This window comes from Pseudoalteromonas sp. NCIMB 1079, assembly GCF_040567695.1.
In the GTDB taxonomy this organism is placed as follows: Bacteria; Pseudomonadota; Gammaproteobacteria; order Enterobacterales; family Alteromonadaceae; genus Pseudoalteromonas; species Pseudoalteromonas distincta.
This window is the reverse complement of sequence record NZ_JBEWZA010000002.1, coordinates 329,363-355,129: the sequence shown is the minus strand read 5'-3', so window position 1 is coordinate 355,129 and position 25,767 is coordinate 329,363. Positions and strand designations below refer to the sequence as shown.

General features: G+C 38.2%; 20 protein-coding genes. 7 read left to right on the top strand and 13 right to left on the bottom strand.

Annotated elements, in window-relative coordinates; all coding sequences use genetic code 11:
- The first annotated feature begins 8 nt into the window (after window positions 1-8).
- On the top strand, window positions 9-3,023 hold the full coding sequence (locus tag ABX891_RS18265; RefSeq protein WP_354630306.1) for an immune inhibitor A domain-containing protein: 3,015 nt from the start codon (window positions 9-11) through the stop codon (window positions 3,021-3,023).
- Window positions 3,024-3,093: 70 nt separating this feature from the next.
- Here ABX891_RS18265 and ABX891_RS18260 read toward each other — a convergent pair whose 3' ends face one another.
- The 6 genes from ABX891_RS18260 to ABX891_RS18235 form a co-directional block, all read right to left on the bottom strand.
- Complete coding sequence (locus ABX891_RS18260; RefSeq protein WP_039487666.1) at window positions 3,094-4,101, bottom strand: isocitrate dehydrogenase; 1,008 nt, start codon at window positions 4,099-4,101, stop codon at window positions 3,094-3,096.
- A gap of 206 nt (window positions 4,102-4,307) precedes the next feature.
- Window positions 4,308-5,996 (bottom strand): hypothetical protein, encoded by a 1,689-nt coding sequence (locus tag ABX891_RS18255; protein WP_354630305.1) that lies wholly within the window; start codon window positions 5,994-5,996, stop codon window positions 4,308-4,310.
- 11 nt (window positions 5,997-6,007) lie between these two features.
- Window positions 6,008-6,391, bottom strand: coding sequence for a DUF3192 domain-containing protein (locus ABX891_RS18250; protein ID WP_024596929.1), 384 nt, complete (start codon window positions 6,389-6,391; stop codon window positions 6,008-6,010).
- Between the two features lie 69 nt (window positions 6,392-6,460).
- A complete protein-coding gene (gene xni / locus ABX891_RS18245) occupies window positions 6,461-7,234 on the bottom strand; it encodes a flap endonuclease Xni (RefSeq protein WP_354630304.1) in 774 nt (257 codons plus the stop codon).
- A 10-nt stretch (window positions 7,235-7,244) separates the two neighbouring features.
- A complete protein-coding gene (gene ppnN, locus ABX891_RS18240) occupies window positions 7,245-8,588 on the bottom strand; it encodes a nucleotide 5'-monophosphate nucleosidase PpnN (protein WP_309169201.1) in 1,344 nt (447 codons plus the stop codon).
- A gap of 62 nt (window positions 8,589-8,650) precedes the next feature.
- Window positions 8,651-10,186 carry a GGDEF domain-containing protein gene (locus ABX891_RS18235; RefSeq protein ID WP_354630303.1) on the bottom strand — a complete coding sequence of 512 codons (1,536 nt, stop codon included), beginning with the start codon at window positions 10,184-10,186 and terminating at the stop codon, window positions 8,651-8,653.
- A gap of 204 nt (window positions 10,187-10,390) precedes the next feature.
- Between ABX891_RS18235 and ABX891_RS18230 the strand changes: the two genes are divergently transcribed.
- From ABX891_RS18230 to ABX891_RS18220, 3 genes are all read left to right on the top strand, one after another.
- Window positions 10,391-12,178 carry a M61 family metallopeptidase gene (locus tag ABX891_RS18230; protein WP_354630302.1) on the top strand — a complete coding sequence of 596 codons (1,788 nt, stop codon included), beginning with the start codon at window positions 10,391-10,393 and terminating at the stop codon, window positions 12,176-12,178.
- A gap of 217 nt (window positions 12,179-12,395) precedes the next feature.
- Entirely contained in the window at window positions 12,396-14,441 is a 2,046-nt protein-coding gene (locus ABX891_RS18225) for an EAL domain-containing protein (protein ID WP_354630507.1), read from the top strand.
- A gap of 98 nt (window positions 14,442-14,539) precedes the next feature.
- The gene (locus tag ABX891_RS18220) at window positions 14,540-16,711 is read left to right on the top strand and encodes a S46 family peptidase (protein ID WP_354630301.1); all 2,172 of its coding nucleotides are present in this window, start codon (window positions 14,540-14,542) and stop codon (window positions 16,709-16,711) included.
- Window positions 16,712-16,846: 135 nt separating this feature from the next.
- Here the strand turns inward: ABX891_RS18220 and ABX891_RS18215 are convergent, their stop codons facing one another.
- Window positions 16,847-17,803: a hypothetical protein gene (locus ABX891_RS18215; protein WP_354630300.1), complete on the bottom strand. Its 957-nt coding sequence runs from the start codon at window positions 17,801-17,803 to the stop codon at window positions 16,847-16,849.
- 296 nt (window positions 17,804-18,099) lie between these two features.
- On the opposite strand from ABX891_RS18215, the gene ABX891_RS18210 reads away from it, so the two are divergent.
- Window positions 18,100-19,371 (top strand): O-acetylhomoserine aminocarboxypropyltransferase/cysteine synthase family protein, encoded by a 1,272-nt coding sequence (locus tag ABX891_RS18210; protein WP_309169193.1) that lies wholly within the window; start codon window positions 18,100-18,102, stop codon window positions 19,369-19,371.
- Window positions 19,372-19,596: 225 nt separating this feature from the next.
- Window positions 19,597-20,607 carry a gluconate operon transcriptional repressor GntR gene (gene gntR, locus ABX891_RS18205; RefSeq protein ID WP_354630299.1) on the top strand — a complete coding sequence of 337 codons (1,011 nt, stop codon included), beginning with the start codon at window positions 19,597-19,599 and terminating at the stop codon, window positions 20,605-20,607.
- Window positions 20,608-20,730: 123 nt separating this feature from the next.
- On the opposite strand, the gene gntU is transcribed toward gntR, so the two are convergent.
- Window positions 20,731-22,074 (bottom strand): gluconate transporter, encoded by a 1,344-nt coding sequence (gene gntU / locus ABX891_RS18200; protein ID WP_354630298.1) that lies wholly within the window; start codon window positions 22,072-22,074, stop codon window positions 20,731-20,733.
- Window positions 22,075-22,224: 150 nt separating this feature from the next.
- Between gntU and ABX891_RS18195 the strand changes: the two genes are divergently transcribed.
- Window positions 22,225-22,740 carry a gluconokinase gene (locus ABX891_RS18195; RefSeq protein ID WP_354630297.1) on the top strand — a complete coding sequence of 172 codons (516 nt, stop codon included), beginning with the start codon at window positions 22,225-22,227 and terminating at the stop codon, window positions 22,738-22,740.
- A gap of 72 nt (window positions 22,741-22,812) precedes the next feature.
- On the opposite strand, the gene ABX891_RS18190 is transcribed toward ABX891_RS18195, so the two are convergent.
- The 5 genes from ABX891_RS18190 to ABX891_RS18170 all read right to left on the bottom strand — a co-directional run bounded on the left by ABX891_RS18190 (window position 22,813) and on the right by ABX891_RS18170 (window position 25,751).
- Window positions 22,813-23,001 carry a DUF1289 domain-containing protein gene (locus tag ABX891_RS18190; RefSeq protein ID WP_165723885.1) on the bottom strand — a complete coding sequence of 63 codons (189 nt, stop codon included), beginning with the start codon at window positions 22,999-23,001 and terminating at the stop codon, window positions 22,813-22,815.
- A gap of 1 nt (window position 23,002) precedes the next feature.
- Window positions 23,003-23,542, bottom strand: a complete 540-nt coding sequence (locus tag ABX891_RS18185; protein WP_354630296.1) for a hypothetical protein — start codon at window positions 23,540-23,542, stop codon at window positions 23,003-23,005.
- A gap of 108 nt (window positions 23,543-23,650) precedes the next feature.
- Entirely contained in the window at window positions 23,651-24,265 is a 615-nt protein-coding gene (gene hisIE, locus ABX891_RS18180; RefSeq protein ID WP_007376299.1) for a bifunctional phosphoribosyl-AMP cyclohydrolase/phosphoribosyl-ATP diphosphatase HisIE, read from the bottom strand.
- Entirely contained in the window at window positions 24,256-25,035 is a 780-nt protein-coding gene (gene hisF / locus ABX891_RS18175; protein ID WP_309169188.1) for an imidazole glycerol phosphate synthase subunit HisF, read from the bottom strand. The genes hisIE and hisF overlap by 10 nt, the downstream gene beginning before the upstream one ends.
- Complete coding sequence (locus ABX891_RS18170) at window positions 25,017-25,751, bottom strand: 1-(5-phosphoribosyl)-5-[(5-phosphoribosylamino)methylideneamino] imidazole-4-carboxamide isomerase (protein ID WP_010552951.1); 735 nt, start codon at window positions 25,749-25,751, stop codon at window positions 25,017-25,019. The genes hisF and ABX891_RS18170 overlap by 19 nt, the downstream gene beginning before the upstream one ends.
- Window positions 25,752-25,767 lie beyond the last annotated feature (16 nt).

Sequence of the window (25,767 nt, the reverse complement as noted above, 5' to 3'; positions counted from 1 at the left end):
AAAACACAGTGAAAAAAGTGACGTTAATTGCGCTTTTAACTACGCTATTAAGCCCTATAGTGGCGGCTAATAACTTAAGTCCGCATGATATTGGTATAACTAACGAAGAGCGTATTTTATATTGGCTTAAAAAAAGAGACCAAATATCTTCAAGTGAGTTAGATAGTTCATTTAAGTCATATATGAGTAACAAAGACGTTGCCAATCACTCAATTAAAAATGGCTTTAGGCAATTTAAATCCTCCTCCATCGTTTTTTCAAACACAAATAAACAACAGGTCGCTTTTTCAACGTCGCTAGTGCCAGACCAAAGCGTTAATGATGTGAAAGTGTTAGCTATTTTAATTGATTTTCCTGATCTTAAACATGACGACAATCAACTTGTAGAGCAAGACACCGATATGTTTTACGCTGATTATTCAACTGAGCACTATCAGCAAATGCTTTTTAATACTCAAGGTTATACAGGCCCTGATGGACAAAGCTTAAAAACGGCTGCTGATTATTATAAAGCGGCTTCGGGAAACAGCTTAAACTTTAGCGGGCAGGTATATGGCTGGGTAACCGCTAATAGCAATGCAAAAATATATGGTGAGCGCCAAGGCAGTACACGGGATATAAATGCGCCCGCTTTAATTAAAGAGGCTGTGGAGAAAGCAGTTGCAAAGTTTAATATTAATTTAGCGGATTATGACTTAACTGATTTAGATGATATTGATGGCGACGGTATCCTTAATGAACCTAATGGCATTATTGACCATGTAATGGTATTTCATTCAAGTATTGGCGAAGAAGCGGGTGGCGGTTACCTAAGCACCGATGCTATTTGGTCACACCGCTACTATGTATTTGATGAAAATAGCGGGCCGAGCGAGATTGCAGGCAGCAACATTAAGCTCTTTGGTTATACCATTAACCCTATTGATGCTGGGATTGGTGTGGTTGTGCATGAGTTTGGGCATGATTTAGGATTATTAGATGAATACGACTTACAATCTAACACGGTAGGTGAGCCTGTCGCGTCTTGGTCAGTTATGTCGACAGGAAGTTGGGCTGGTTCGCCAAGAGGCTCAGAGCCAGTTATGTTTAGCCCTTATGCGCTTGAATATTTACAAAAGCGGTACCAGGGTAACTGGGTTAACCAGCTTACGCTTGATATGGATGAGATAGAGGTTAACTCACAGCAAACATTAATTAATACTGCGAGTACTTCACAACAGCAAAATCAAATAAAAATAACACTACCACCAAGGCTCGAAAAATTTAGGGCTCCAGTAGAAGGTGATTTTCAATACTATTCAAATACGGGCGACAATATTAGCAACAGCTTAGCTAATACAATAGCGCTACCAAGCACAACTGAGACACTTACTTTAAGCTTTATTGCTTATTACAGTATTGAGCGCGATTACGATTTAGTTCAAGTAAAAGTAAATGGCGAGCCAATCGCGAGTAATTATACGCAAGCGCTTAATCCATACTACGGTGATATTGGTCCGTATATCTCAGGTGATTCATTTCTTAATAGTGATGCTAAGCAACCTAACGGCTATTTGACCCATAAGTTTGATTTATCAGCTTATGCTGGGCAAACAATTGATTTAAAAATTGAATACATAACAGATGCGAACACACATTATTATGGTTTTGTTGTTGATGATATGCGCATTGAGCAAAGTGATACTTTAATTTGGCAAAATAATGCACAAGATCAAGTTAACACTGAGTTTAATGGCTTTGAAAAAGTTGGTAGTTACACATATGCATCGCCATCACATTACTATCTACAACTGCGTTCATACACAGGCGTTGACAGTAGTTTGCAAGCAGAGCAGTACTCACCGGGGTTATTATTGTGGTACAGCAATGAATCTCAAGCAGATAATAATACTACCGAGCATCCAGGCAGTGGTTTTGCATTAGTGGTAGATGCCGATCAGCGATCAATAAATAAAGGCAGTACGCAAACTCCGGCTGCTTCAGCAATTCAAATACGTGATGCTGCTTTTAGCCTATATCAACAAAGGGCAGGGTTAGGTGATGATGATTTATCAGCTATCACCGGGTTTACTGATAAAACCGATTATAGCTTTGCAGCGCAAAAACCATCGGGTGTTGTGCTTCCACAGGTTGGTTTTGGGTTTAGTATTATAAGCCAGTCAGCAGACAGTGAAGATATAGAAGTAGAGCTTAATTACGATGTTACTAAGGGAATTAATTTTACTAAAAACGGTTTAACCGTTAATTTTAATGTAGAAGGTTTTGCACTTACTCCAGCGGACAAATTTACGTGGAGTTTTGACGACGGGAGCTCCAGCACAGAGTTAACGCCTACTCATGAATACCAAGACTATGGCACTTATAACGTTGAGTTTATGGCAGATAATGGCACTTCACAGCAAGTAGTTGTAGCACAAGTTACATTAGTTGAACCATTAACTGTAAATGAAATTGAATATGAGATAAACCAAGGAACTTTAACAGCTGAGGCATCGCTTACAGGTGGAGTAGCTCCGTATACTTATAATTGGCAGCTAGGGGATGGAAGTACTTTAGCGACTCAATCGCTTACTTATAATTATTTGTACTCTGGTGATTACCAAGTAACGCTTACAGTGACAGATAACGAAGGCACTGAGCAATCAAAAGCGATTGATGTAACTGCTAATGTTCCGCTTAACATAAACGCAAACGCTACAGTTAGTGATTTAAGCGCACAATTTAATGCCCAAGTAACCGGCGGCTTTAATAGTTACACTTATAGTTGGGATTTTGGTGATGGCAGTGCGTTATCAAATTTACAAAACCCAAGGCATACTTATCAAGCTGACGGGACTTATAACGTAACGTTGAATGTTACTGATACTCAAACCAATGATACTTTTACTCAAGAGTTATCTGCTACTGTACAAAAACAACAAAGTAGTTCGGGTTCAAGTGGCGGATCACTGGCGGGTTTATTAGGATTACTACTGTTAAGTTTATTTAGGTTTAATACTAACCTACATAAATACATTAGGTAGTAAACGCAGTTAGCAAACACAAAATAGCCCGCTAAATTAGCGGGCTATTTAAATTAATAACAAATATTAATTACAGACGGTCAATTACTGATTGAGTGAAATCAGTTGTGCCGTGGCTGCCACCTAAATCGCGAGTTGTACGGTCGCCTGATTTTATTACATCGGCAACAGCACTACGAATACGCTCTGCCGTGTCGCCCATATTTAAATGCTCAAGCATTTGAATAGATGCTAAAATTACAGATGTTGGGTTAGCTAGGTTTTTGCCAGCAATATCTGGTGCACTACCATGTACAGCTTCAAAAATTGCTGCATCTTCACCAATGTTAGCACCAGGTGCCATACCTAAACCGCCAACTAAACCAGCACAAAGGTCAGATAAAATATCACCAAATAAGTTAGTCGTAACAATTACGTCAAACTCTTCAGGTGTCATTACCAGCTTCATACATGTTGCATCAACAATCATTTCATTTGATTCAATTTGTGGGTAACGCTCAGCTACTTCACGTGCTACTTTTAAAAACAAACCAGATGTTGATTTTAAAATGTTAGCTTTATGAACTGCAGTTACTTTTTTACGACCTTCGCGTACCGCTAGCTCGTATGCAAAAGTTACGATTTTTTCTGCGCCTTCACGCGTAATTATCGATTTTGCTTCTGCTTCATTACCGTCTTCACTTACTACTTGGCCAGCACCTGAGTACATACCTTGCGTGTTTTCACGAATAGTAATGATATCAATATCGTCGTAACGTGCTTTAGTACCAACAAATGATTTAACTGGACGTACGTTAGCGTATAAACCAAATTGCTTACGAAGTGTTACGTTAATAGATGTAAAACCTTCACCTACAGGCGTAGTTAATGGGCCTTTAAGAGTGATTTTGTTTTTAGCAATTGTATCAACTGTTTCTTGCGGTAATAACTCACCTGTTTTTTCAAGTGCAGCTAGGCCAGCATCAACAAATTCATAATCAAAGTCGCAACCTGCGGCTTTTAATATTTCAAGTGCTGAGTCGATAATGCTCGGACCGATGCCGTCGCCTTTGATCACTGTGATGGTTTGTTTGGCCATTGACTTTTCCTTTAAAGAGTTTGATTTGCACATAAATTATTACTCTGAGAGAGTAACCGCTTGTTAGAACATTTATGTGAACGTGCTTGAAAATTTAAGGGCGCATTTATACCAATTTATCACCCATTTTGCTAGTTTATACAAAAAATACTGGGTATACACGAAAGTTATAATGGGTATAAAGACATAAAATAGCTTCTAATAAACTAAATACTATTAAACAACTCAAGAGATTCTAATTGTTGATAAAAATCAGCTTGGTTATGCCACTTGAGTATTTTTAGCTGTTCATTTAACGTTTGCTGCTGCCACGGAGTTAGCGAAAGTTCAGGTTTAAACACATTTTGAGCAACAATCTTAAGTGAGATCCAAAGTTTATGGGCCTCAGTTAAGTGCTTTTTAGGTGTTTGCTCTGCTTCTAAGAGTGCTGCAGTCCATGGGTTGTCACTCAATAAATGAGTAAGCTGTTGTGTTAGTTGTTCGGTGTTAATTGAACTTACCCCAAAAAATGAGCAAATAGGGGCACTCAATGTTTTATTTGGTGTGTCGTCAATCAGCGTTTTACGAGAAAGCTGTGTACTGCATTGCGTTAATAAAAAATGGGCGTAAGCGTATAAAGGTAAAGTAATGTGCTCAAACTGGTCATGATCATTTTTACTAACCAATAAAGCCATTATTTTTACTAATCCATTTAATCTGTTAGTCACGTAGGCTTGCAATGGATGTGGGGTAACATTAACTAATTGTTCAAAAACAACCCGTTGAATTATTGCAGGTGCATTATAATAACCGACCATAGATAAACTATGTTTTAAGTCTTTTGCGGGCTGATGTTCTTTATTATATGGTTTTACTGCCTCGCATAAATTAGCAATTACGAGAGGGTGAGGCGCCATCAGCAGGCTTAATCCTTTATAGCTGTATTCGTGCTGTAACTTAATATTACTTATTAGCTCAAGTAAAGATTGTGCCTTATCAACCTCAAGCTCACTTTGTGGTTTTACATGTTCACTGTTAAATACTTTGAAGCTAATTGTTTTATCAGTGCAATGCCATTGTTTTGGATTATCGTTAAGCGTTGCTTTTACTCTGTACCAGGTTAATTTATTTGGATTTGCTGTACTAATTAAAACATGCCGTTGTTGTGCATCAGTTGCTAAATAAATCATGGTTTGCTCAGCGTATAAAACGCGGCTTCCCGGTAATAATGGCCCTAAATGCGCTATTAGTGATTTAATCAATTGCAGTGCGAACAAGTTAGGTGTGCGAATGTACAAATCGGTAAGTGCTTTATATAAGCTAATATGTTTATTAGCCGTGTTGCTCGTAATGTTCATGCTAATAATATTTGCTAGAGCAATCAGCGTTATGCCCCCATCGTAAAGCATTATTTTAGGAGCACTTACCAATGCTTGTTTATACTTATTTAATTTAGCTAGTAACTGCGTAACAGGTTTTGCTGAATCGCCACTAGCTGACATTACTTTTGCTGCTAACTGATGACGCATTTTCCAAATTTTTTTATCAGAATCTTGAAAAGGTGTTTGCTCGCAAAGCTTGTTTAATTGCGCTCCAACACATAAATGTTCAATGAGTGTAGCGGCTATGTATAGCTCACTTAAGGCACTATTATAATTTTGAGATTTACACAGGGCAGCAGTTATGACGCTCTGACTAACAACTAAATTTGTTGCATAAGAATAACTTGGATTATAAAGCGTTAATCGGGATTGTAATGCGAATGGCTGTTTGCTGTAGAGCACTCTATATTGCTCAGCCAGCTTACTTGCCATTGGATATAGAGCTGTCCATTTTTGTTTATTGTTATAATAACTTAAAAACAGCTGCGTATTATTAAGCAGCTGCTCTAAGGTAGTTGAAACAGCTTCATCCATTAAACCTTCACCTAATTTTGTTCTTGGTATTTATTGTATGCACTCGGGCCCCATAAAAACAGCTGCCCATTTTTAAATAATAGGCCAGTACATTCATCCATAGTGGTAATACCGTCAGATGTTTTATGTTGTGTACGATAAAAAACTATCTGAAATACTTGTTCACCATCTCGTTTGGCATAAGTAAGATCGGGGCTGCCTAAGTAATCAAGAACACTATTTAGTGTTGTTGGCTGCTCAAGTGATAGTTTTTCGATGTAACGTTTATTGAAAGCCTCTCGGTCTTGCCAAATCATAGCTTGAGGATCGTCTTTATAAAAGGTAATCACCAATGCAGCTATCAGTGCATATAGCCCTAAACCTAAAATTAAATATCGGATAAATTTTTTCAATATGGCTTACTCTGACTCCGGTAACTAATATCAGTATACGTTTTGTAATGTTTAGAGGCTATTAACTTGCGACTAATTAAGTCTTAACTGCTTTAAACTAAAACCTAAATTTATATCGGTGCGTAAACTAACCAAGTGCTTTGAAATTACGTACATATCCATATTAGCGGCTAACTTTGCTTTAATACTCGGGCTTAGAGACTCATCTTCGGCTGCTTGTTCAATTGAGTTATAGTTATTAACTATTTGCTGCGCAGATTTAGTACCTATTCCTTTAACTCCCGGAATATCATTTGTTTTATCGCCCGCTAATGCCCAAAAATCAACGAGTTTATTTTGCTCAACACCAAAACGCTCTTTTATACTTGTCTCATCTAGATAGAGCTTTTTAAAGTAATCGTAAACTGTAATGTAAGGGCCAATATAAGGTAAAAAGCCTTTATCAGTAGAAACAACAATGCTCGTTATTTGATTATTTGATGCCTTAAAGGCAAGCGTTGCAATAATATCATCAGCTTCATCGTTAATAGGCTCAAATACTACAATACCTGTTTCTTCAATTGCGGCTTTAAAATGCAATAGAGCATCTTTTAATACTTGGGGCATTGGCGCGCGTGAATGTTTGTAGTCTTTATAAAAATGATAACGCCAGCTTTTGTCACCATCGAACACAGCAATGGCATGGGTTGCATTACTCGTATCTAAAAGCTTTTTACAGGCGTGGGCTACACGTGCACAGCACGTTTGTATCATTTGCTCGTCGCTATGATGTTTTTGATTCGCGTCAACGGCGTAAATGCGCCTAATTAAATTAAGCGCATCTATAAGAAGTAAATGGGGTTTCAAACTATAAAACTCATGCTTTTATTTTGTAACATGGAACATATTTACTACCAGGGAGCTTCATGCGACCTTGAAGAACAAATGCCTGTAATAATTTATCCATATTTGTCATAAGGGCAGGTTCACCACTTAAAATGTATGGACCGTTTTGTTTAATGGCTCTAACGCCTTCGTCTTTTACATTACCAGCAACAATACCAGAGAAAGCTCTACGCAAATTAGCCGCGAGTAGCTGTTTAGGCTGATCAAGGTGTAAATCTAAACTTGCCATATTTTCATGTGTTGGTGCAAAAGGTTGTTGAAAGTCGTTATCTATTTTTAATGTCCAGTTAAAGTAATAAGCATCACCTTCACTTTTACGGTAATCACGAACATTAGCCATCGATGACTTTAGTTTTTGACCGACTAATTCAGGATTATCAATAATTACTTCAAACTTATCCAACGCTTCCTTACCAAGTGTCATTTCAACGAACTCGCATAGCTCTTTAAAGTACGCCTCGCTTTGTTTGGGGCCTGTTAAAATAACAGGTAAACATTGCTTAGTATTATCTGGGTGCAACAATATGCCTAATAAATATAACAACTCTTCAGCAGTACCTGCGCCACCAGGAAAAATGATAATTGCGTGAGCTGTTCTAATAAAAGCTTCAAGGCGTTTTTCAATATCAGGTAAAATAACGAGTTCGTTTACAATAGGATTGGGTGGCTCGGCAGCAATAATGCTTGGCTCTGTTAAACCTAAGTAGCGATTATCGGTGTTACGTTGCTTTGCGTGGCCAATAGTTGCGCCTTTCATTGGGCCTTTCATGGCACCAGGACCACAACCGGTACAAATATTTAATCCACGTAAACCAAGTTCGTAACCTACTTGTTTTGTGTACTTATATTCAACCTCGTTTATTGAATGTCCGCCCCAGCAAACAACCATGTTAGGCTCGCTTTTAACACGCAGTGCACCTGCATTTCTGAGCATATCGAACACCATATGGGTTATGGCTTTTTGCTCTTTTAAATCTTTTTCGTATTTTTGACAAATAAACAAAATATCACGAATAACAGAAAATATATGTTCGTGAATACCGGTAATTATTTCGCCATCAACAAATGCGGTTGCGGGTGGGTTTTCAAGCTCAATTTTAATGCCTCGTTCGCGGCTTACTAAACGAATATCAAAATCTTTGTATTTGTCGTATATATCGTTACTGTCGTCGGTATGGCTGCCTACATTGAGCACTGCAAGTACGCAGTTTCTAAATAACTTATAACGCTCACTAGCAGACGATTGCTCTAATAAATCAACTTCTAATTGCGACAGTAAATCTAAAACCCCAGTTGGGTTTAACTGTATTAACATAGACGTGCTCCTACTGCTAAATCGTAAAACTACTTGTCATAAAAGTTATAATAGCTATGACATTATTTACTGGTACAAAGTCTATCTCGCCCTGAATTTTTGGCTTCGTAAAGGGCATCATCAGCTCTATCAAATGCCTTTAATAGGGTATCGCCTTTCTTAAATTGAGTTGCACCTACCGAAATAGTGATCTCAATTTGTTTTTCTCTAAATTTAAAAGGTATATTTTTAATTACCTTTCTTACTTTATCCAAGGGTAGGGTTGCGTTTTCTAGCGACACACCTGGCATTAATAGTACAAATTCTTCACCGCCGTAACGCGCTATAAAATCCGACTTTCTTACCGATTTTTGCAACGCTTTTGATATAACTTGTAAGGTAATATCACCTGCGGTGTGGCCAAATCTATCATTAATAGATTTAAAGTGGTCAACATCAATAACTGCAAGCGTAACATCTGATGGCTGCACATTAAACAAATGCATTTCGTGATTGTAACGTTCGTCAAATGCAGCACGGTTAGGCAGTTTTGTAAGCCCATCTAGTAAGCTTTTAAAGCGCTGTTCATTTAAGCGTTTTTTATACGTTGTTAACTTATCTTCTAAAGTAACAATTCGAGTATTTATTTCATTAAAGCTAGCGCTAAGCATTTCTCTGTCTTTTCGTTCTAACTTTTCTTTTGCTATAAAATCTTCACTTATTGATTTTAATTCGTTATCTACAAGTTCTTTTAAAGATGAGATTGATGTTGCTTTTTGCGTTTGCTCATTAAGATTTTTTATTTTTAGTTCAATGCTTTTATTAAGTGAGTCAAACTCAACTTCCATAGACTCAGAGTGCTTGCTAGTTGAGATGATAGAGTTATGAAGATCTTCGAGGGTTTGATTTAATGAAACTAAAAAGCTTTGCGCTGATTTACGCTCTTTACTTATATTTTTAACCACTACATCAATAATACTAATTGCTGCATCAAGTAATGCATCGATTGAGTCACTTTCAGTAATATGATTTTTTATATTATTAATCTGCAGCGTAGCTTCTTCTTCAAGTATAAGTTCATTAGCTAGCTCAAGCAGCTTTTTTGCACGCGACTGTTTTACTGGACGCTGCTGATCAACTTGAGGGTCTTGCTTGGTAAGTAATGCTTCATGATAAAAGCTAATAAGTTGATCAAGTAGCGGAATGTATCCATGAGTTGAATGAACATTATTAATTTCGTGATCGAGTAAATTTCTCAGAGTCCTGCGAGTGTCGTCAGGTAAACCTTTGGTTTTTTGTAATTGTTTACCGGCACTTTGCACACTGTCGAATAAATTACGTTGCTGAGTTTGTTGAATCGATTCTTGGTTTTTAAGTAGGGCTAAAGTTTCACTAATAAGGGGAGCAAGGTTTTCAAAACTTATGCCTTTATTAAGCGCACTTCTAAATTTGGCGAGGCGATTATCTAACTCGGTATCTAGTCCTTTACAGCTCAACGATAGTTTAGCTGTAAAGTCACATAGAACATCTACTTGATGTTTACGAGCACTCTCAACAGCCATACGCGCATCAATTGCTTGTTTTAGCTTTTTATCTGTTGCGTTAGATCTTTGTGACACCTAAGCATACCGCCATCAAATTAATTTCATTATCTTCAGTTTACAACAAATTTTTATTATGTGTAGTTATCTAGTAAAAAACTTAGAAATTTTAATAAGCTACTACTTATAAACTCGTATATAGGGTCATTTATCGTATTTAATTCACTTTTAAATAGGGGCTTGTTAGTCTTGTAAGCAATTAAGTTTCCACTAAGAGTCTCTATGAAAAAGTTATTAGCCCTTTCAATTTTAGCTGCATGTTCTGCACCTGTATTTGCCGATGTAAATTATTCTTTAGAAATTTCGCAGCCACAGCATCATTTAGGTGATGTAAGTGTTGAATTTCCAAAAACAGCGCAAGCACACCTTGATATAAAACTTCCTGCGTGGCGCACGGGTCGCTACGAAATGTTAAACCTTGCAAATGGCATTCGCTACTTCAAAGCCAAAGATGAAGATGGCAAAGAACTAAAATGGGAAAAAATAGATCACAGTACATGGCGTGTACATCTTAATGAACCTACAGAAGTAAATGTTGACTACCAAGTGTACGCAAATGAGCTTGGTAAACGTGCTCGTCACATTGACGACAGCCATGCATTTATAGATGCGTCAGGTTTTTTTATGTTTAGTGAATCATTTCGCCAAGAGCCTGTAACCGTTAATTTAGACGTGCCTAAAAAGTGGCGTTCTGTATCGGGTATGGATAATTTAAAAGGCAAAAACTCATTTAAAGCAGCCGATTACGATGTACTTGTTGATTCACCAATCGAAACAGGTATTAACCAACTACACACATTTGAAGTAGAAGGGCGTGAATATGATTTAGTTATATGGGGCGATGGTAACTACGATGTAGAGCTAATGCTTGCCGATCTTAAAAAATTAGTTGCCACGGGTAATGTAATTTGGGATGGCTATCCGTATGAGCGTTATGTATTTATGGTGCATGCAACATCAGGTGCTGGTGGTGCAACAGAGCATTTAAACTCAACAATTATTCAACGACCACGTGACCGATTTGGTAGCCGCGAAGATTACTTAGGTTTTATTAGCACCGCTGCGCATGAGTTTGTTCATACATGGAATGTTAAAGCATATCGCCCTCAAGGTTTAGTGCCATACGATTACACTAATATGAACTATTCAAAACTGCTGTGGATTGCAGAAGGTTCAACAAGTTACTTTGAAGATCATTTATTAGTGCGCTCAGGCATTCAAACAACGGATGAATTTTTTAAAGTGATGAGTAAAACAATTAATCGTCATTTGCAAACACCGGGCCGTGAAGTGCAAAGCGCAAGCGAAACAAGCTTTGATAAATGGATTAATCAAGGTGGTGATCATGCACGTAACTACAGCACCAATATTTATTCTGAGGGCTCGTTACTCTCTTTAGCTTTAGATATCGACCTACTTGAAAAAAGCCAAGGTAAAATAAGCTATCGCGACGTGCACAAAGCACTTTATAACAATCATAAAATGCCCGCTGGTTTTACAGATACAGATGTACTTAATATCTTAAAAGATTTAACAGGACGTGATTATTCAAGCTGGTGGCAAGAAAATGTAGAGTCGCCTGCAAGTATTAACTTTGACGATTTACTTACTAAAGTAGGTTTAAAGTTTGAGCGTCCTGAAAAAGCAAAAGCACTTGCAAGTATTGATGCTACCGCCAAAAATACAGGTGAATTACTGACGTTAAGTTATGTACGCCGTGGTGGCAGTGCGTGGAAAGCGGGTTTAACTACCGATGATAAAATTGTCGCTATAAACAAACATCACGTAGGTAAAGATTTAAAAACCAGCCTAGAAACGTTTAAGGCAGGCGACAAAGTAACCGTTGACTATCTTCGTCGCGATGCTCTTGAAAGCTTAACACTAGTATTATCAGAAGATTTTGATAAACCTAAAAAAGTAGTTGCTGATAAAGAGGCAACGCTACAGCAAAAAGCACTATTCAAAGCATGGATTGGCGTGGAACATCCGAATGATGTGACAAAAAAATAAATTCAGTTTTATAGAGTTTAAATAAAGTTAACAATTATTAAAAAAGAGCTTCGGCTCTTTTTTTGTTTTGTATAATGGCGTATAAAATGTACATGGAAATTTAATATTAAATTTAATTATTATTTGGTGTTTTTTATTACTAAATAAAATTACTTATGGATATAGCCTCAAAATGAAATTAGACGACGTTGCTTCAGACTTAACCAACTAATTTGTAATTAACGACTATTTGCACCAGTTATTTGATGCGGTAAATGTAATTTCTGTTCAAGGTTATGACAATGAGCGTCGTGTTATTTATTGGAATGAAGGCAGTGTGCGACTTTACGGATACACCAAAGAAGAGGCCATAGGGCAAAAAATAGAAGACCTTATAATTCCAGAATCAATGTGTGAATTTGTAATTGACGCACACAGTGATTGGGTAGAAAAAGACATAGAAATTCCAGCATCCGAAATTACCCTAAAAGGTAAAAATGGCGAAAGTGTATCTGTTTTTTCTAGCCATGTTATGTTTACAAATCAATATAATACAAAACAAATGTATTGCATTGATATGGACTTATCCGAGGTTAAAAAGGCAAAAGCAGATGCGTCATTTAATGAGCATATGCTAAAAACTATTTTTGGAGCAATTCCTGACTTATTTTTCTTGATGGAAAATGATGGAACTATTATTGAGTACCATGCCAGTAATGAGACCGATCTCTATACCAAGCCAAAGCAATTTATTGGTAAAAAAATGGGTGATGTATTACCTGAGGACGTAGCCAAAAAATTTGAAACCTATATCAGCCTTGTATTAGAAAAAGAGCAGATGATGAGCTTTAAATACGAGCTCGCTTTGCCCCATGGGCTCGTTTTTTTTGAAGCAAGAATAAATAAAATAACAGAACATAATCAGTTAATGGTTATTATTCGAGATATTACAGAACAGCATAAATCAGATGAACTAATTAGACATCAAGCGTATTACGATAGTCTAACTTTACTCCCAAATCGTTTTTTAGCACTTGCTCGTTTGTCGCAATTACTTATTGAAGCACAAAGAAATAACGAGAAAGCGGCAGTACTGTTTTTGGATTTAGATGATTTTAAAAAAATAAATGACTCTTTAGGCCATGAAACAGGAGACAAACTTTTAATTGAATCAGCGCAAAGGCTACAAGAGGCACTGCGAAAAGACGACACGGTAGGGCGCCTAGGTGGAGATGAGTTTATCGTATTACTACGAGGTATAACTGATCACCATGCAGCGCTAAAAATTACTGAAAAACTGGTCAATAACTTTAGAGCCCCTTTTAAAATTGAGGGCCGGGAACACATACTAACAGCGAGTATTGGTGTAGCCATATACCCAGAAAATGGTACAACCGTTGCTGATTTATTACGAAATGCTGACACTGCAATGTATCAAGCAAAATCATATGGTCGTAATACTTATTCATTTTTTACTAAAAAGATGAACGTAATTATTCAGCGCCGACTCGTAATAGAAGAGCAGATGCGTGGCGCCCTTGAGCGTGACGAATTTGAGTTATACTACCAGCCCCAATTTGACGCCAAAAATAAACACATAATTGGTGCAGAAGCGTTATTACGTTGGCATAACCCTGTGCTAGGTAATGTAACACTCGATGAGTTTATACCTATTGCCGAAAATACAGGATTAATTGTACCGATTGGCAAGTTTGTAATTAGCCAAGCATTACACTTTTTAAACACATGGCAAAGTACTTGTAAACGCACACAGCAATACACCATGGCTGTTAACTTATCGCCTCGCCAATTTAGAGACGTGGGATTACTCAGCTTTATTCAAAACTCATTGAGTGAAGCAAACGTAAATCCCGAAAATTTAGAGCTTGAAATAACTGAGGGAGTGCTGATGAGTTGTCACACTAATGTTGTTGATATACTGACTGAAATTACTGCATTAGGCATTAACTTATCAATGGATGACTTTGGTACAGGTTATTCATCATTAAGTTATTTGAGAGAATACCCTTTTAATGTACTTAAAATAGATAGAAGTTTTATTGATGGTATTGTACTAAACAATGAAGACCGTAATCTCGTAAAGGCAATTATTGCCATGTCGCACAGCTTAGGACTGACAGTGGTAGCCGAAGGTGTAGAAACAAAAGAGCAGCATACATTATTGAACGAATTGGGTTGTGATTTTATGCAAGGCTTCTATTTTAGTAAACCAATACCAGCAAAACAGTTTCTTGATTTTTCGATGAATTTTGATAAAAAGTAAGATTAAACACTCGATTGTAACAATTCATTGCACGGCTATTGACCTTATTGTCCCATCGCGAGTAACCTGTTATAGAAACAAATAAAAAGGATTCTATAATGCGTTTAAAACCTCTTGTAGCTACATTAGTAGCCACATTTTCTTTATCATTTGCAAGTAGTGCCATAGCCGACGAAGGCATGTGGCAACCACACCAACTTCCAGAGTTAGAATCAATTTTAAAAGCCAAAGGGCTTGAAATTGATGTTGAATCTATTTCTAAATTAACCGAATTCCCAATGAATGCGGTAATTAGCCTAGGTGGCTGTACAGCATCGTTTGTATCGCCTAAGGGTTTAGTTGTGTCAAACCATCACTGTGTTTATGGCTCGGTACAATACAACTCAACACCTGAAAACAATATTTTAGAAAATGGCTTTTTAGCTAAAAGTCCTACAGAAGATTTACCTGCAGCGCCGGGCTCACGCGTCTATGTAACAAAAACGGTTACCAACGTAACAGATGAAGTAATTAAAGGTACTAACGAGTTAACAGCAAAAGCACGCTACGACGCACTCGAAAAAAATGAAAAAGCGCTAGTAGCCCAGTGTGAAGCCGACGAAAGCTATCGTTGTAATGTGTATTCGTTTCATGGTGGTTTAGAGTTTTACCTAATTAAGTCACTTGAAATTAAAGACGTACGCTTATCTTATGCACCGGCAATGGGCGTAGGTAAATACGGCGGCGATATAGATAACTGGATGTGGCCGCGCCACACAGGCGACTTTGGTTTTTACCGCGCTTATGTAGGCAAAGATGGAAAACCTGCAGAGTACAGCGAAGACAACGTACCCTACGTACCTGACTCCTACCTAAAAGTAAGTGCCAAAGGCGTGCAAGAAGGCGACTTTGTAATGGTTACAGGCTACCCAGGGCGTACTAACCGATACCGCATTGCAACAGAGGTAGATAACGTATTTAACGACAGCTACCCTAAAGCACGCGTTCATAACTCAAAATACGTGTCGCTTATTGAAGAAAACTCAGAAGACGGCAGTAAAGCGCGTATTGCTTACGAAAGCACCATTGCAGGTTATAATAACTACATTAAAAACTATGGTTCGATGATCGAAAGCTTCAAAAAAGGCACTATGCTTGAGCGCAAAAAACAGTTTGAGCAAGACCTAACACAATGGATCAATAGCGATAGTGAGCGTAAAGAACAATACGGAAGCGTATTAGGTGAGCTATCTGATCTAATTGCGCAATCACAAGAGCACAGTGAACGCGACCGAATGTTAGGTTATGTACATCGCTCACAAATGATCAGCACAGCACGACGTTTATACCGCCTAGCTTACGAAAAACAAAAGCCAAATAGCGAACGTGAATCTGGTTATCAAGAACGTGATTTACCTCGCATTAAAGCAGGGCTTGAGCGTATGACGCGCCGTTATGATAGCAAAGTAGATAAAGCTATTTTACTGCACTTTTTAGAGCTGTATGCAGCACTTCCAAAAGAAGAGCGTTTTAGCGAGGTTGATAACGTATTTAAAGTACAAAATGGGTTTGATAAAGCAACCCAAAGCGCGTTACTAGATAGCATGTATGAACAGTCAAGACTTGATAATGCCACTGTTCGTAGTTCATTGTTTGAGCAATCGTTTAGCCAGCTAAATCAAAGCCAAGACCCATTTGTGCAGTACGCTAAAGCAATATTTAAAGTAATGAAAGCAGAGGAAGATAAATCAAAAGCACTGGCAGGTAAATTACAAGCAGCTCGCCCAGAGCTAATGAGCGCAATCATTGCGTTTAACAAAGCTAAAAACAAACCTGTATACGCCGATGCCAACAGCACACTACGAGTAACCTATGGCACCGTAGGCGGCTACTCACCTCAAGACGGCTTGGTAGCAACACCCTTTACCTCGCTTGAAGGGTTACTCGCTAAAAACACCGATGTTGACCCATTTAATGCACCTAAAAAGTTACAAGAGCAAATTAAAGTCAAGCTTTACGGTGATTACACGGGCGGCATGAATACAGTACCCGTTAACTTTTTATCAAATGTAGACACTACCGGTGGTAACTCAGGTTCGCCAACACTTAACGGCAAAGCAGAGCTTGTTGGTTTACTGTTTGACGGTGTTTACGAAAGTATTATTGGTGACTGGGATTACAACCCTGAGCTTAATCGCTCAATCCACGTTGATTCACGCTACATGCTGTGGGTAATGGATAAAGTAGATAATGCACAAAACTTGTTAGACGAAATGACAATCGTAAAATAAGTAATTAGTGAGATAGAGAAGGGCGCTTACCGTAATGGAAGCGCCTTTTTTGTTGGGAGTTAACCGATTAATTTTTTCTACCGTAGTAATTAAAATGGGTGTCATCTTAACTCCCCATCAGCGGACATGTCATTACTAGCTCACCATAAACAATTTCTTTTTGATGTACTGCTCAATAAGTTCTTTTTTGCCATCAAATAATGCCATAAGCTCATTGTCACTAATTATAATATTTAGGATTATCCGTAAGTAATTATCGCATTTTTGGCTCAAATCAGATAAAAATTTCTCCTTTTGAGACTTTAAACTACCTCCATGAGTGACCTTTGAACGAATAGCATAGAATGACTTTATATCGTCAAATACTTCAATGGGATTAAAGTTAAAGTCCTTAAGGAATAAAGCTACACTCTCAGATAATTTATGAGTTAACTCAGAGTTATCAGTTGAAAACAGGCTTTCGTAAGCACTGCAGTAATGGGCTAATTTAACTGCGGGATGCCTTTCTCGAATTGCAGCTCCAATGAACCTCATACTTCGGCCGATACGTGAAAAATGCGTATTTGTAAATGAATTCATGGATGTAGACTCAGAGTTGCTTAAATAAGACTGAATTTGATTACTTTTCTCATCCCACATTTTTAATTCTTCAACTGTCATTTCAATATTCTGAAATGAAATACCTGAACTCAAATAGGCAGGAGTAGTTAAGTTATTTCTAGTCCATGAACTCTGATTTGAATCCGTTAGCTTGCAAAAAGCTGCCTCGCAAATTACAGCATTATCTTTTAAAAGCCACAGGTCGTCCAAAAGCGCCTTGAGCCAAACTAGCCAGATATACAAGGCTTGGTGACTATCCTCACCTTTATTAAAAATTGTCTCATCAATTTCACAATAAATAATATTGTTTGCATTTATGAAATGATCATACTCGATAATCCCTGCAAATTCCTTAAATTCACTATCAATAACACTAGAAATTAGTTTCTTATTATTTGTAATATCAATACCTGGCACCAAAGTTACCCATTCTTCTATTTGCTCAGAAATAGAAAGATAACGAAGTGTTGATATAAATTTGTACTTTTTCATTAACGCTATACCTTCTATATTTAGCTAACAAATTATCAGAGAACATTTTCTTTCTTTCCACGTGAAGTGTCCTTGTATCTTGAGTTTTCATTAATAGCAAATAGTATAAGTTATTGCCAATTAAAACCAAAGTGGTCAAATGTTAACCTCACACGTCATGATTTTGACCATCAGATTCTCGTCCTTAATCACCTTCAACTTAAATCAAATCACTTCAACACCCTTTAATATATTTCATGTGCATTTTATAACCAAGAAGTGCTAGGTTAGTGGTAAATTAATTGAAGGAAATAATTATGAAATTAGAGTCATTAGCACTGCACCACGGTTACGAATCTGAGGCTACGACCAAATCGGCAGCCGTGCCTATTTATCACACTTCTTCTTATACATTTGACAACACGCAGCATGGCGCTGATTTATTCGATTTAAAAGTGCCTGGTAATATTTACACTCGCATAATGAACCCAACTAATGCCGTACTTGAGCAACGTATTGCTGCAATGGAAGGGGGTATTGGTGGGCTAGCTGTTGCCTCTGGGATGGCCGCTATTACGTATGCTATTCAATGCTTGTGTGAAGTCGGTACTAATATTGTAAGCACCAGCCAAGTATATGGTGGTACGTATAACTTATTTGCACATACCTTACCTAGGCAAGGTATTGAAGCACGCATGATTAAAGCCGATGACTTTACCGCGTTCGAGAATGCAATTGACGACAACACTCGCGCTGTTTTTTGTGAATCTATTGGTAATCCGGCAGGTAATATTGTTGATATTGAACGTTTAGCACGTATTGCACACAGCAAAGGTGTGCCGCTTATTGTTGATAATACCGTGGCTACGCCGTATTTATGCCGCCCATTTGAGCTGGGCGCCGATATAGTGGTTCACTCACTTACAAAGTATATAAACGGGCACGGTACTGCCATTGGCGGCATGATTGTCGACTCAGGAAAATTTGATTGGAAAGCGAATGCTACGCGCTTTGCAATGATGAACGAGCCTGATCCGTCGTATCACAACGTGGTGTATACCGAAGCCTTTGCTGAAGCTGCATTTATTGGACGTTGTAGAGTAGTGCCACTTAGAAATACTGGCGCAGCGCTTGCGCCTAAAAACGCATCTGACATTTTAATCGGCCTTGAAACCTTAGGTTTAAGAATGGATCGCCACTGCGAAAATGCACAGCAGTTAGCTGAGTATTTAGAAAATCATCCAAAAGTGCTTTGGGTTAATTACGCTGGGCTTAAATCAAGCCCGTATAACGAAATGAGTCAAAAAATTACCAGTGGTAAAGCATCGGGTATTTTAAGTTTTGGTATTGCTGGTGGCCTAGAAGCGGGTACTCGTTTTATTGATGCGCTAAACATGATTTTACGCTTAGTTAATATTGGCGATGCCAAGTCGCTTGCATGTCATCCAGCGTCAACCACACACCGCCAATTAAATGATGAAGAGCTTGCTAATGCGGGCGTAAGTCGCGATTTAATTCGTTTGTCGGTCGGTATTGAAAACATTGTAGATATAATTGCCGATGTAAGCCAAGCGCTCGATAAAGCTTAAAATTACATTAATTAGAAATGCTTGTTCAGCTTTACTGTAAATACAGTATTGTTTGTTAAAAAGGTTTAGGTTTTCTAAACCTTTTTAGCCATTCATTTAGCTACAGTTTAAATACAGGCGGTAGGCTAAATATTTATTACTTTAACCTAAATAAAATGGGCTAAAAGTAGTGATTTTTCACAATAGTTGGTATGTTACAAGTAACATTTTATTTAATTGTGTGTGATGAAAAAAAACAAACGTTCTTCTCTTCAAGATATTGCCGATGCGGTTGGTGTAACCAAAATGACGGTGAGTCGTTATTTACGTAATCCCGAAAAAGTATCAGAGTCTACTCGCACTAAAATTAGTGCAGCTATTGATACGCTAGGTTACATTGCAAATAAAGCCCCTGATTTACTCTCTAATGCTAAAAGTTACTCTATTGGTGTACTAGTCCCATCGTTAACGAATCACGTGTTTGCTCAAGTTATAAAAGGCATTGAAGATGTAACAGGGCCTGCAGGGTATCAAACAATGTTAGCCCATTATGGTTATAACCCTGAAATTGAAGAAAAACGGGTTGAGTATCTATTGTCGTATCACGTTGATGGTTTAATTTTATCAGAAACCACACACACAGACAGAACGCTAAAAATGATTGAAACGTCAGGCGTACCTGTGATTGAAATAATGGATACTCATCACTCTCCTATGCAGCAAGCGATTGGTTTTGATAACGTTAAAGCCGCTTTTGATATGACGACGGCACTTTTAAATAAAGGCTATCGCAATATTGTTTATATAGGTGCAAGGCTCGATGTACGAACACGCCTAAAATTTCAAGGTTATTCAGATGCTATGTTAGCTAAAGGCTTTACGCCTAAAAGTGTGATGACTGATCAAGCTTCATCTTATAGTTTAGGCGCTGAACTTTTACAAAAAGCGCGTACTGACTACCCAAATACTGACTGTTTGTTTTGTACTAATGATGATTTAGCAATTGGGGCTATTTTTGAATGCCAGCGAAACAACATTTTAGTGCCTAGCCAAATAGGGATTGTGGGTTTTCATGGTCATGATATTGGCCAGGCAATGGTGCCTCAATTAGCAAGTGTGATCACCCCTCGTTATCAGATAGGTAATGTTGCGGGAAGAGAGTTGTTGAGCCGGATTAATTCCGATTTAGATACTAGCATTAATTATAAGCAAGTAATTGATTCTGGTTATATAGTTCATCTAGGTGAAAGTGTTTAAATACTCTAATTATATGAGCCTAATTATATGAGCCTAATTACCTGTGCCTAATTACCTGAGCCTAAATAACAAAAGGCTCAGGTAATTTCTATATGTGTGATGATAAATCTACATACTGTAATTTTACAAAAACAGAGAAATAAGCATAGCGATAAGTGCGCCAACAGTACCAATAATGGTTTCCATTACTGTCCACGTTTTAAGAGTTTGCATTTCGCTCAAACCGAGATAGCGACTCGCTAACCAAAATCCTGAGTCGTTTACATGGGAGAGCACAATAGAGCCCCCACCAATAGCGATAGTGACAGCGGCAAGCTGCGCTCCATCAAGGCCTAAAGGCTGAAGCATTGGAATAATTAAGCCACACGCTGTAAGCATAGCTACTGTCGCAGAGCCTTGAATGACACGCACAGCGGCTGATAATACAAAAGCGAGTATTACAATCGGTAAGCCTGAGCCAGCTAAGTAATTACCTAGTGCAGTACCTACTCCTGAATCAACTAATACTTGTTTAAATACCCCACCGGCACCAGTGACAAGAATAATAATTCCTGCAGGTTGTAAGGCACTACCACAAATTTCCATGATTCTAGCATTCGGGACACCGCGCCTTGCGCCGAGCAAATAAAATGCCATTAGGCAAGCAACTAAAATTGCTGTAAATGGATGACCTATAAAGGCTAACCAATTATATAAATCAGAGTCTTTTTCAACAAAGCGACTACCAATAGTATTTAAACTAATCATAATTAACGGCAAAGCAATTAAACCTAATGCTAATCCAAAACTAGGCGTCCCTTTACCAACTCTTTGGTTATCATCGATTTGTTCGTGCTGTGGGAGTTCTACATGAATAGATTTAGAAATAATAGAGCCCCAAATTGGACCTCCTATAATCATTGCCGGTATGGCAGCAATAAGGCCAAATAAAATCATATAACCATAGTCAGCGCCTAATTGAGAGGCAACCAAAATCGGCCCTGGCGCAGGAATAAGAAACGCCTGACAAGACGCTATCCCAGCAAGTAGCCCAATACCAATTTTAACAACGCTGCCACCGCCTTTTCTTACCACAGCAAAAACAATACCGATTAAAAGTACAACGGCCACATCAAAAAAGAGGGGGAGGGCACAAATAAAGCCCGTAAAGGTAAGCGCCCAATTAGCGTTTTTTTCTCCAAAACGGTGTAAAAGTGTGTGGGCAATACGATCCAGCGCGCCGGTTTCTTCCATTACTTTGCCAAACATGGCACCTAAAGCGACCACAACCGCTACAAAGCCTAGTGTTCCAGCCATTCCTTTTTGAATTGTAGCGGCAATTATTTCAGGGCTCATTCCTGAGAATAATCCTGCAATCATAGAAACAAGGATCAAAGAGACGACAGCATGTAGTCGTACTTTCATTACTAAGAAAAGCAATAAAAATATGGAGCCTGCCGCTGTTAGTATTAATGATAAATCTGACATTTTTCCCTACTTATATTCAGTGTGAATTATGATGTTTAGTGTGTGTTTAACTTCACTTTCGTATTTGTTACGGGTAACATGTTACCCGTAACTCAATATAATATATACATTGAAAATAATTAATTATTAAATTAAGGCGAGGGTAAATACATGAGTAACACAAATGTAGGTCGTGTTTATATTGTAATGGGGGTTTCAAGCACAGGAAAGTCAAGTGTGGGTGATGCATTAGCAAAGCGCATTGGCGCTAAATTTATAGACGGAGACGACTTACATCCCAAGGCTAATATATTAAAAATGTCATCTGGGCAGCCTTTAAACGATGCTGATCGTGTGCCTTGGCTAGAAAGAATACGTGATGCTGCATTTAGCATTGAAAAGAAAAATGAAATTGCGGTAATAGTCTGCTCTGCATTAAAAAAGAAATACCGAGAACAAATATGTGATGGAAATACAGGCATTACCTTTTTACATCTTTTTGGTGATTTTGAGCTGGTTAAAAGCCGTATGCAGGACAGAAAAGGACATTTTATGCCTGTTGATTTACTCAAAAGCCAATTTGAAGCGCTAGAAGTTCCAAAAGAAGATGAGCCCAATGTTATAAATATAGATATTAATAGCTCATTTGAGCAAGTAGTCGAAAGCTGTATTAGCGCAACTAAATGAATAGCCACAACAAGTAAAAAGTTTTTAGTTAATCAATTAACTGTTACTTTTAACATTTAAAGGCTTTATTTGTTATGAGTTAGCGTCTGCTCGTGGTGTTTCTAAAATCGCTTTTTTTTCATCTTCAGATAATATTATCCAATCAAAAATTTCTTCGTTAGTACGCCCACAACCGGTGCAGTAACCGCTGCGCCTTTCGCATATTCCTAGGCAATCAGTTTTAAATTTAGATTGTTTTTTGTTTTGATTTAATTGGCGCATATTAAAGTCCTAGTGGTGGTGCAATTTCAAAGCGAGAAGAAAACCCGTTACCTTCTTGATTAGTAGCAAGTGTAATGACTGGGGTTTTAGTATCAAGTACAAAGGTGCTGTAAATTGAACTTGCTGTTTCTTTTTGGCTTTCCAACCAACCTGTTTTGATTAAGCATTGGCGTAATTGCTTAGCCAGTTTTTGATGAGACTTTATTGTTTGCGTTTGTGTTTTAACAGGTGTTTGGCATTGGTAGCTTGCTTGCTCTGACTTATTTAAAGTAACCGTACAGTTTGCTCCAATCATATGAGCACTAGTACGCCATTGATTAGTAAACTGGTTATTTACTTTATCTGTTTTGATTGAATTAAAACCAGACTCATAACTGCTTATAAGGTTATTTATGGTGCTGCATTCGTCGGGTGTTACTGTGGTTTTTACAGACTGATTCGTTGTAGTAGTAGTGGTTGTTGTAGTTGTAGTCTGATTAGTTTTGCTGGTACAGCCCGCTAAAATAAACGCGACAATAGAAGGAATAATATAGTTTTTCATAGTTCACAGTAACCGATTAATTTAGCCACGCACTATATCACACGTGATTTACTGTAAAAATAAAAAGGCCCATATAAATATGAGCCTCTTTATTAGTTGCAACTAATGCTATTTATGGCGACCTTGCAAGCATTTAACTACATCTTCAAGGGCTAAGCCTTGGCGTTGTAGTAATACTGTCAGGTGATAAATTAAATCAGCAGACTCGTTTGTTAGCTCATCGTTATCGTGTTTCATAGCGGCAAGAGCAACTTCTACGCCTTCTTCACCTACTTTTTGACAACTACGGCTTAAGTCTTTTGCAAATAATGACGCTGTGTAGCTTTTTTCAGGGTCGTCGTTTTTACGCGCAACAATCACATCTTCTAACTGTGCCAAAAAGCTTAAACTTGGTTTTGCTTCATCACCAAAACAGCTTTGTGTGCCTAAGTGGCATGTTGGGCCTTCTGGGTTGGCAAGTACTAAAATTGAATCGTAGTCACAATCTGTATGCACAGATACTACGTTTAAGTAGTTTTCTGATGACTCGCCTTTAGTCCATAAACGCGATTTTGAACGCGAGTAAAACGTTACCTTATTGGTATCAAGCGTAACAGCGAGTGCTTCGCTGTTCATAAAGCCTTGCATTAAAATAACACCAGAGCGGGCATCTTGAATAATAGCAGGGATCATGTCACTTTTAGCGAAATCGACCTGAGCTTGGTTTTGTTGTGTTACTTGCATAATCTTGCTGCCACTTGGTTATCTATTAAAAATTGTTTTAGTTCGCTAATGTTAATCACATTTTTATGAAAAACGCTGGCGGCTAATGCACCATCTACTTTGCTTTGTTTAAATACATCAACAAAATCTTGCATACTACCCGCACCGCCAGAGGCGATTAAAGGAATGTCACACAGCTCGCGAATTTTACTTAGTTGCTCGTTGTCGTAACCGTTACGAACGCCATCTTGGTTCATACAGTTTAATACAATTTCGCCTGCGCCTAGGTCTTGTACGCGTTTAACCCATTCTTGTGTTTTATAGCGCGTACGGCTTGATGCATTAGGATCGCCGGTTAATTGGTACACTAAATACTCGCCGGTAATTTCATCAAAAAAGCTATCAATACCTACAACAACACATTGCTTACCAAACTCATCGTGTAATTCTTTAATAAGTTCAGGACGCGCAATAGCAGGGCTGTTAATGCTGATTTTGTCTGCGCCGCGCTCAAGTACCCGCGCTGCATCAGCCACTGATTTAATACCGCCCGCTACACAAAATGGAATATCGATATTACGTGCAATGCTCTCTACCCAGTTTACATCAAGTAGGCGTTTTTCAACGCTTGCGCTGATTTCGTAAAAAACCAGTTCATCGGCGCCAGCTTCGCTATAGGCTTTAGCCATTGTTAAAATATCGCCAACTATTTCATGGCCTTTAAACTTAACGCCTTTAACTACTTGGCCGTCTTTAACGTCTAAACACGGGATTATGCGTTTTGATAACATGCCAATGCCTCCTCAACGCTAAATGCGCCATCAAGCAATGATTTACCTAAAATAACGCCGCCCACACCAAGCTCTTTAAGCTTTTTAATGTCATCTAGTGAGCTTACGCCACCTGAGGCTTGCACTTTAATTGTGCTGTTGTGGCGAGTTAGGTCTTCGTAAAGCTCAAACGATGGTCCAGTCATGGTGCCATCCTTACTGATGTCCGTGCATAAAAAGTCAATAACACCTAAGCCCACATAAAAATCTACCAGCTCAAGTAAACCAAATTCAGATTCACTTAACCAACCGTGCGTAGCAGGTGCCCAGCCAGTGGCTGTTTTATTTACATCAAGGGCAATTACAAAGTGTTCTGCGCCAAATTGCTCAATCCAGGCTTTTACTTGTTCGCGTTTTTCTACTGCCATTGAACCAATAACTACTTGGTTTGCACCGGCTTTAAGCCAATCACTTACATCTTGCTCTGAGCGAATACCGCCGCCCACTTGATATGGTACGTTAAGTGCTTTGGTTGCAGCTTGAATATGTTTCCACTGCTTTTTACTTGGATCGCGTGCACCTTCTAAATCAACAAGGTGTAGTTTACCTGCGCCGCTGTCGGCGTATTCTTTTAAACGCGCGCCAAGTTCGAAAGGGTAAAACTGTGCTGTGTCGTATTTACCTTGGTACAAGCGCACAATTTGATTTTGTAATACGTCTAATGCTGGAATAATCACAAATAATCTCTTTTTT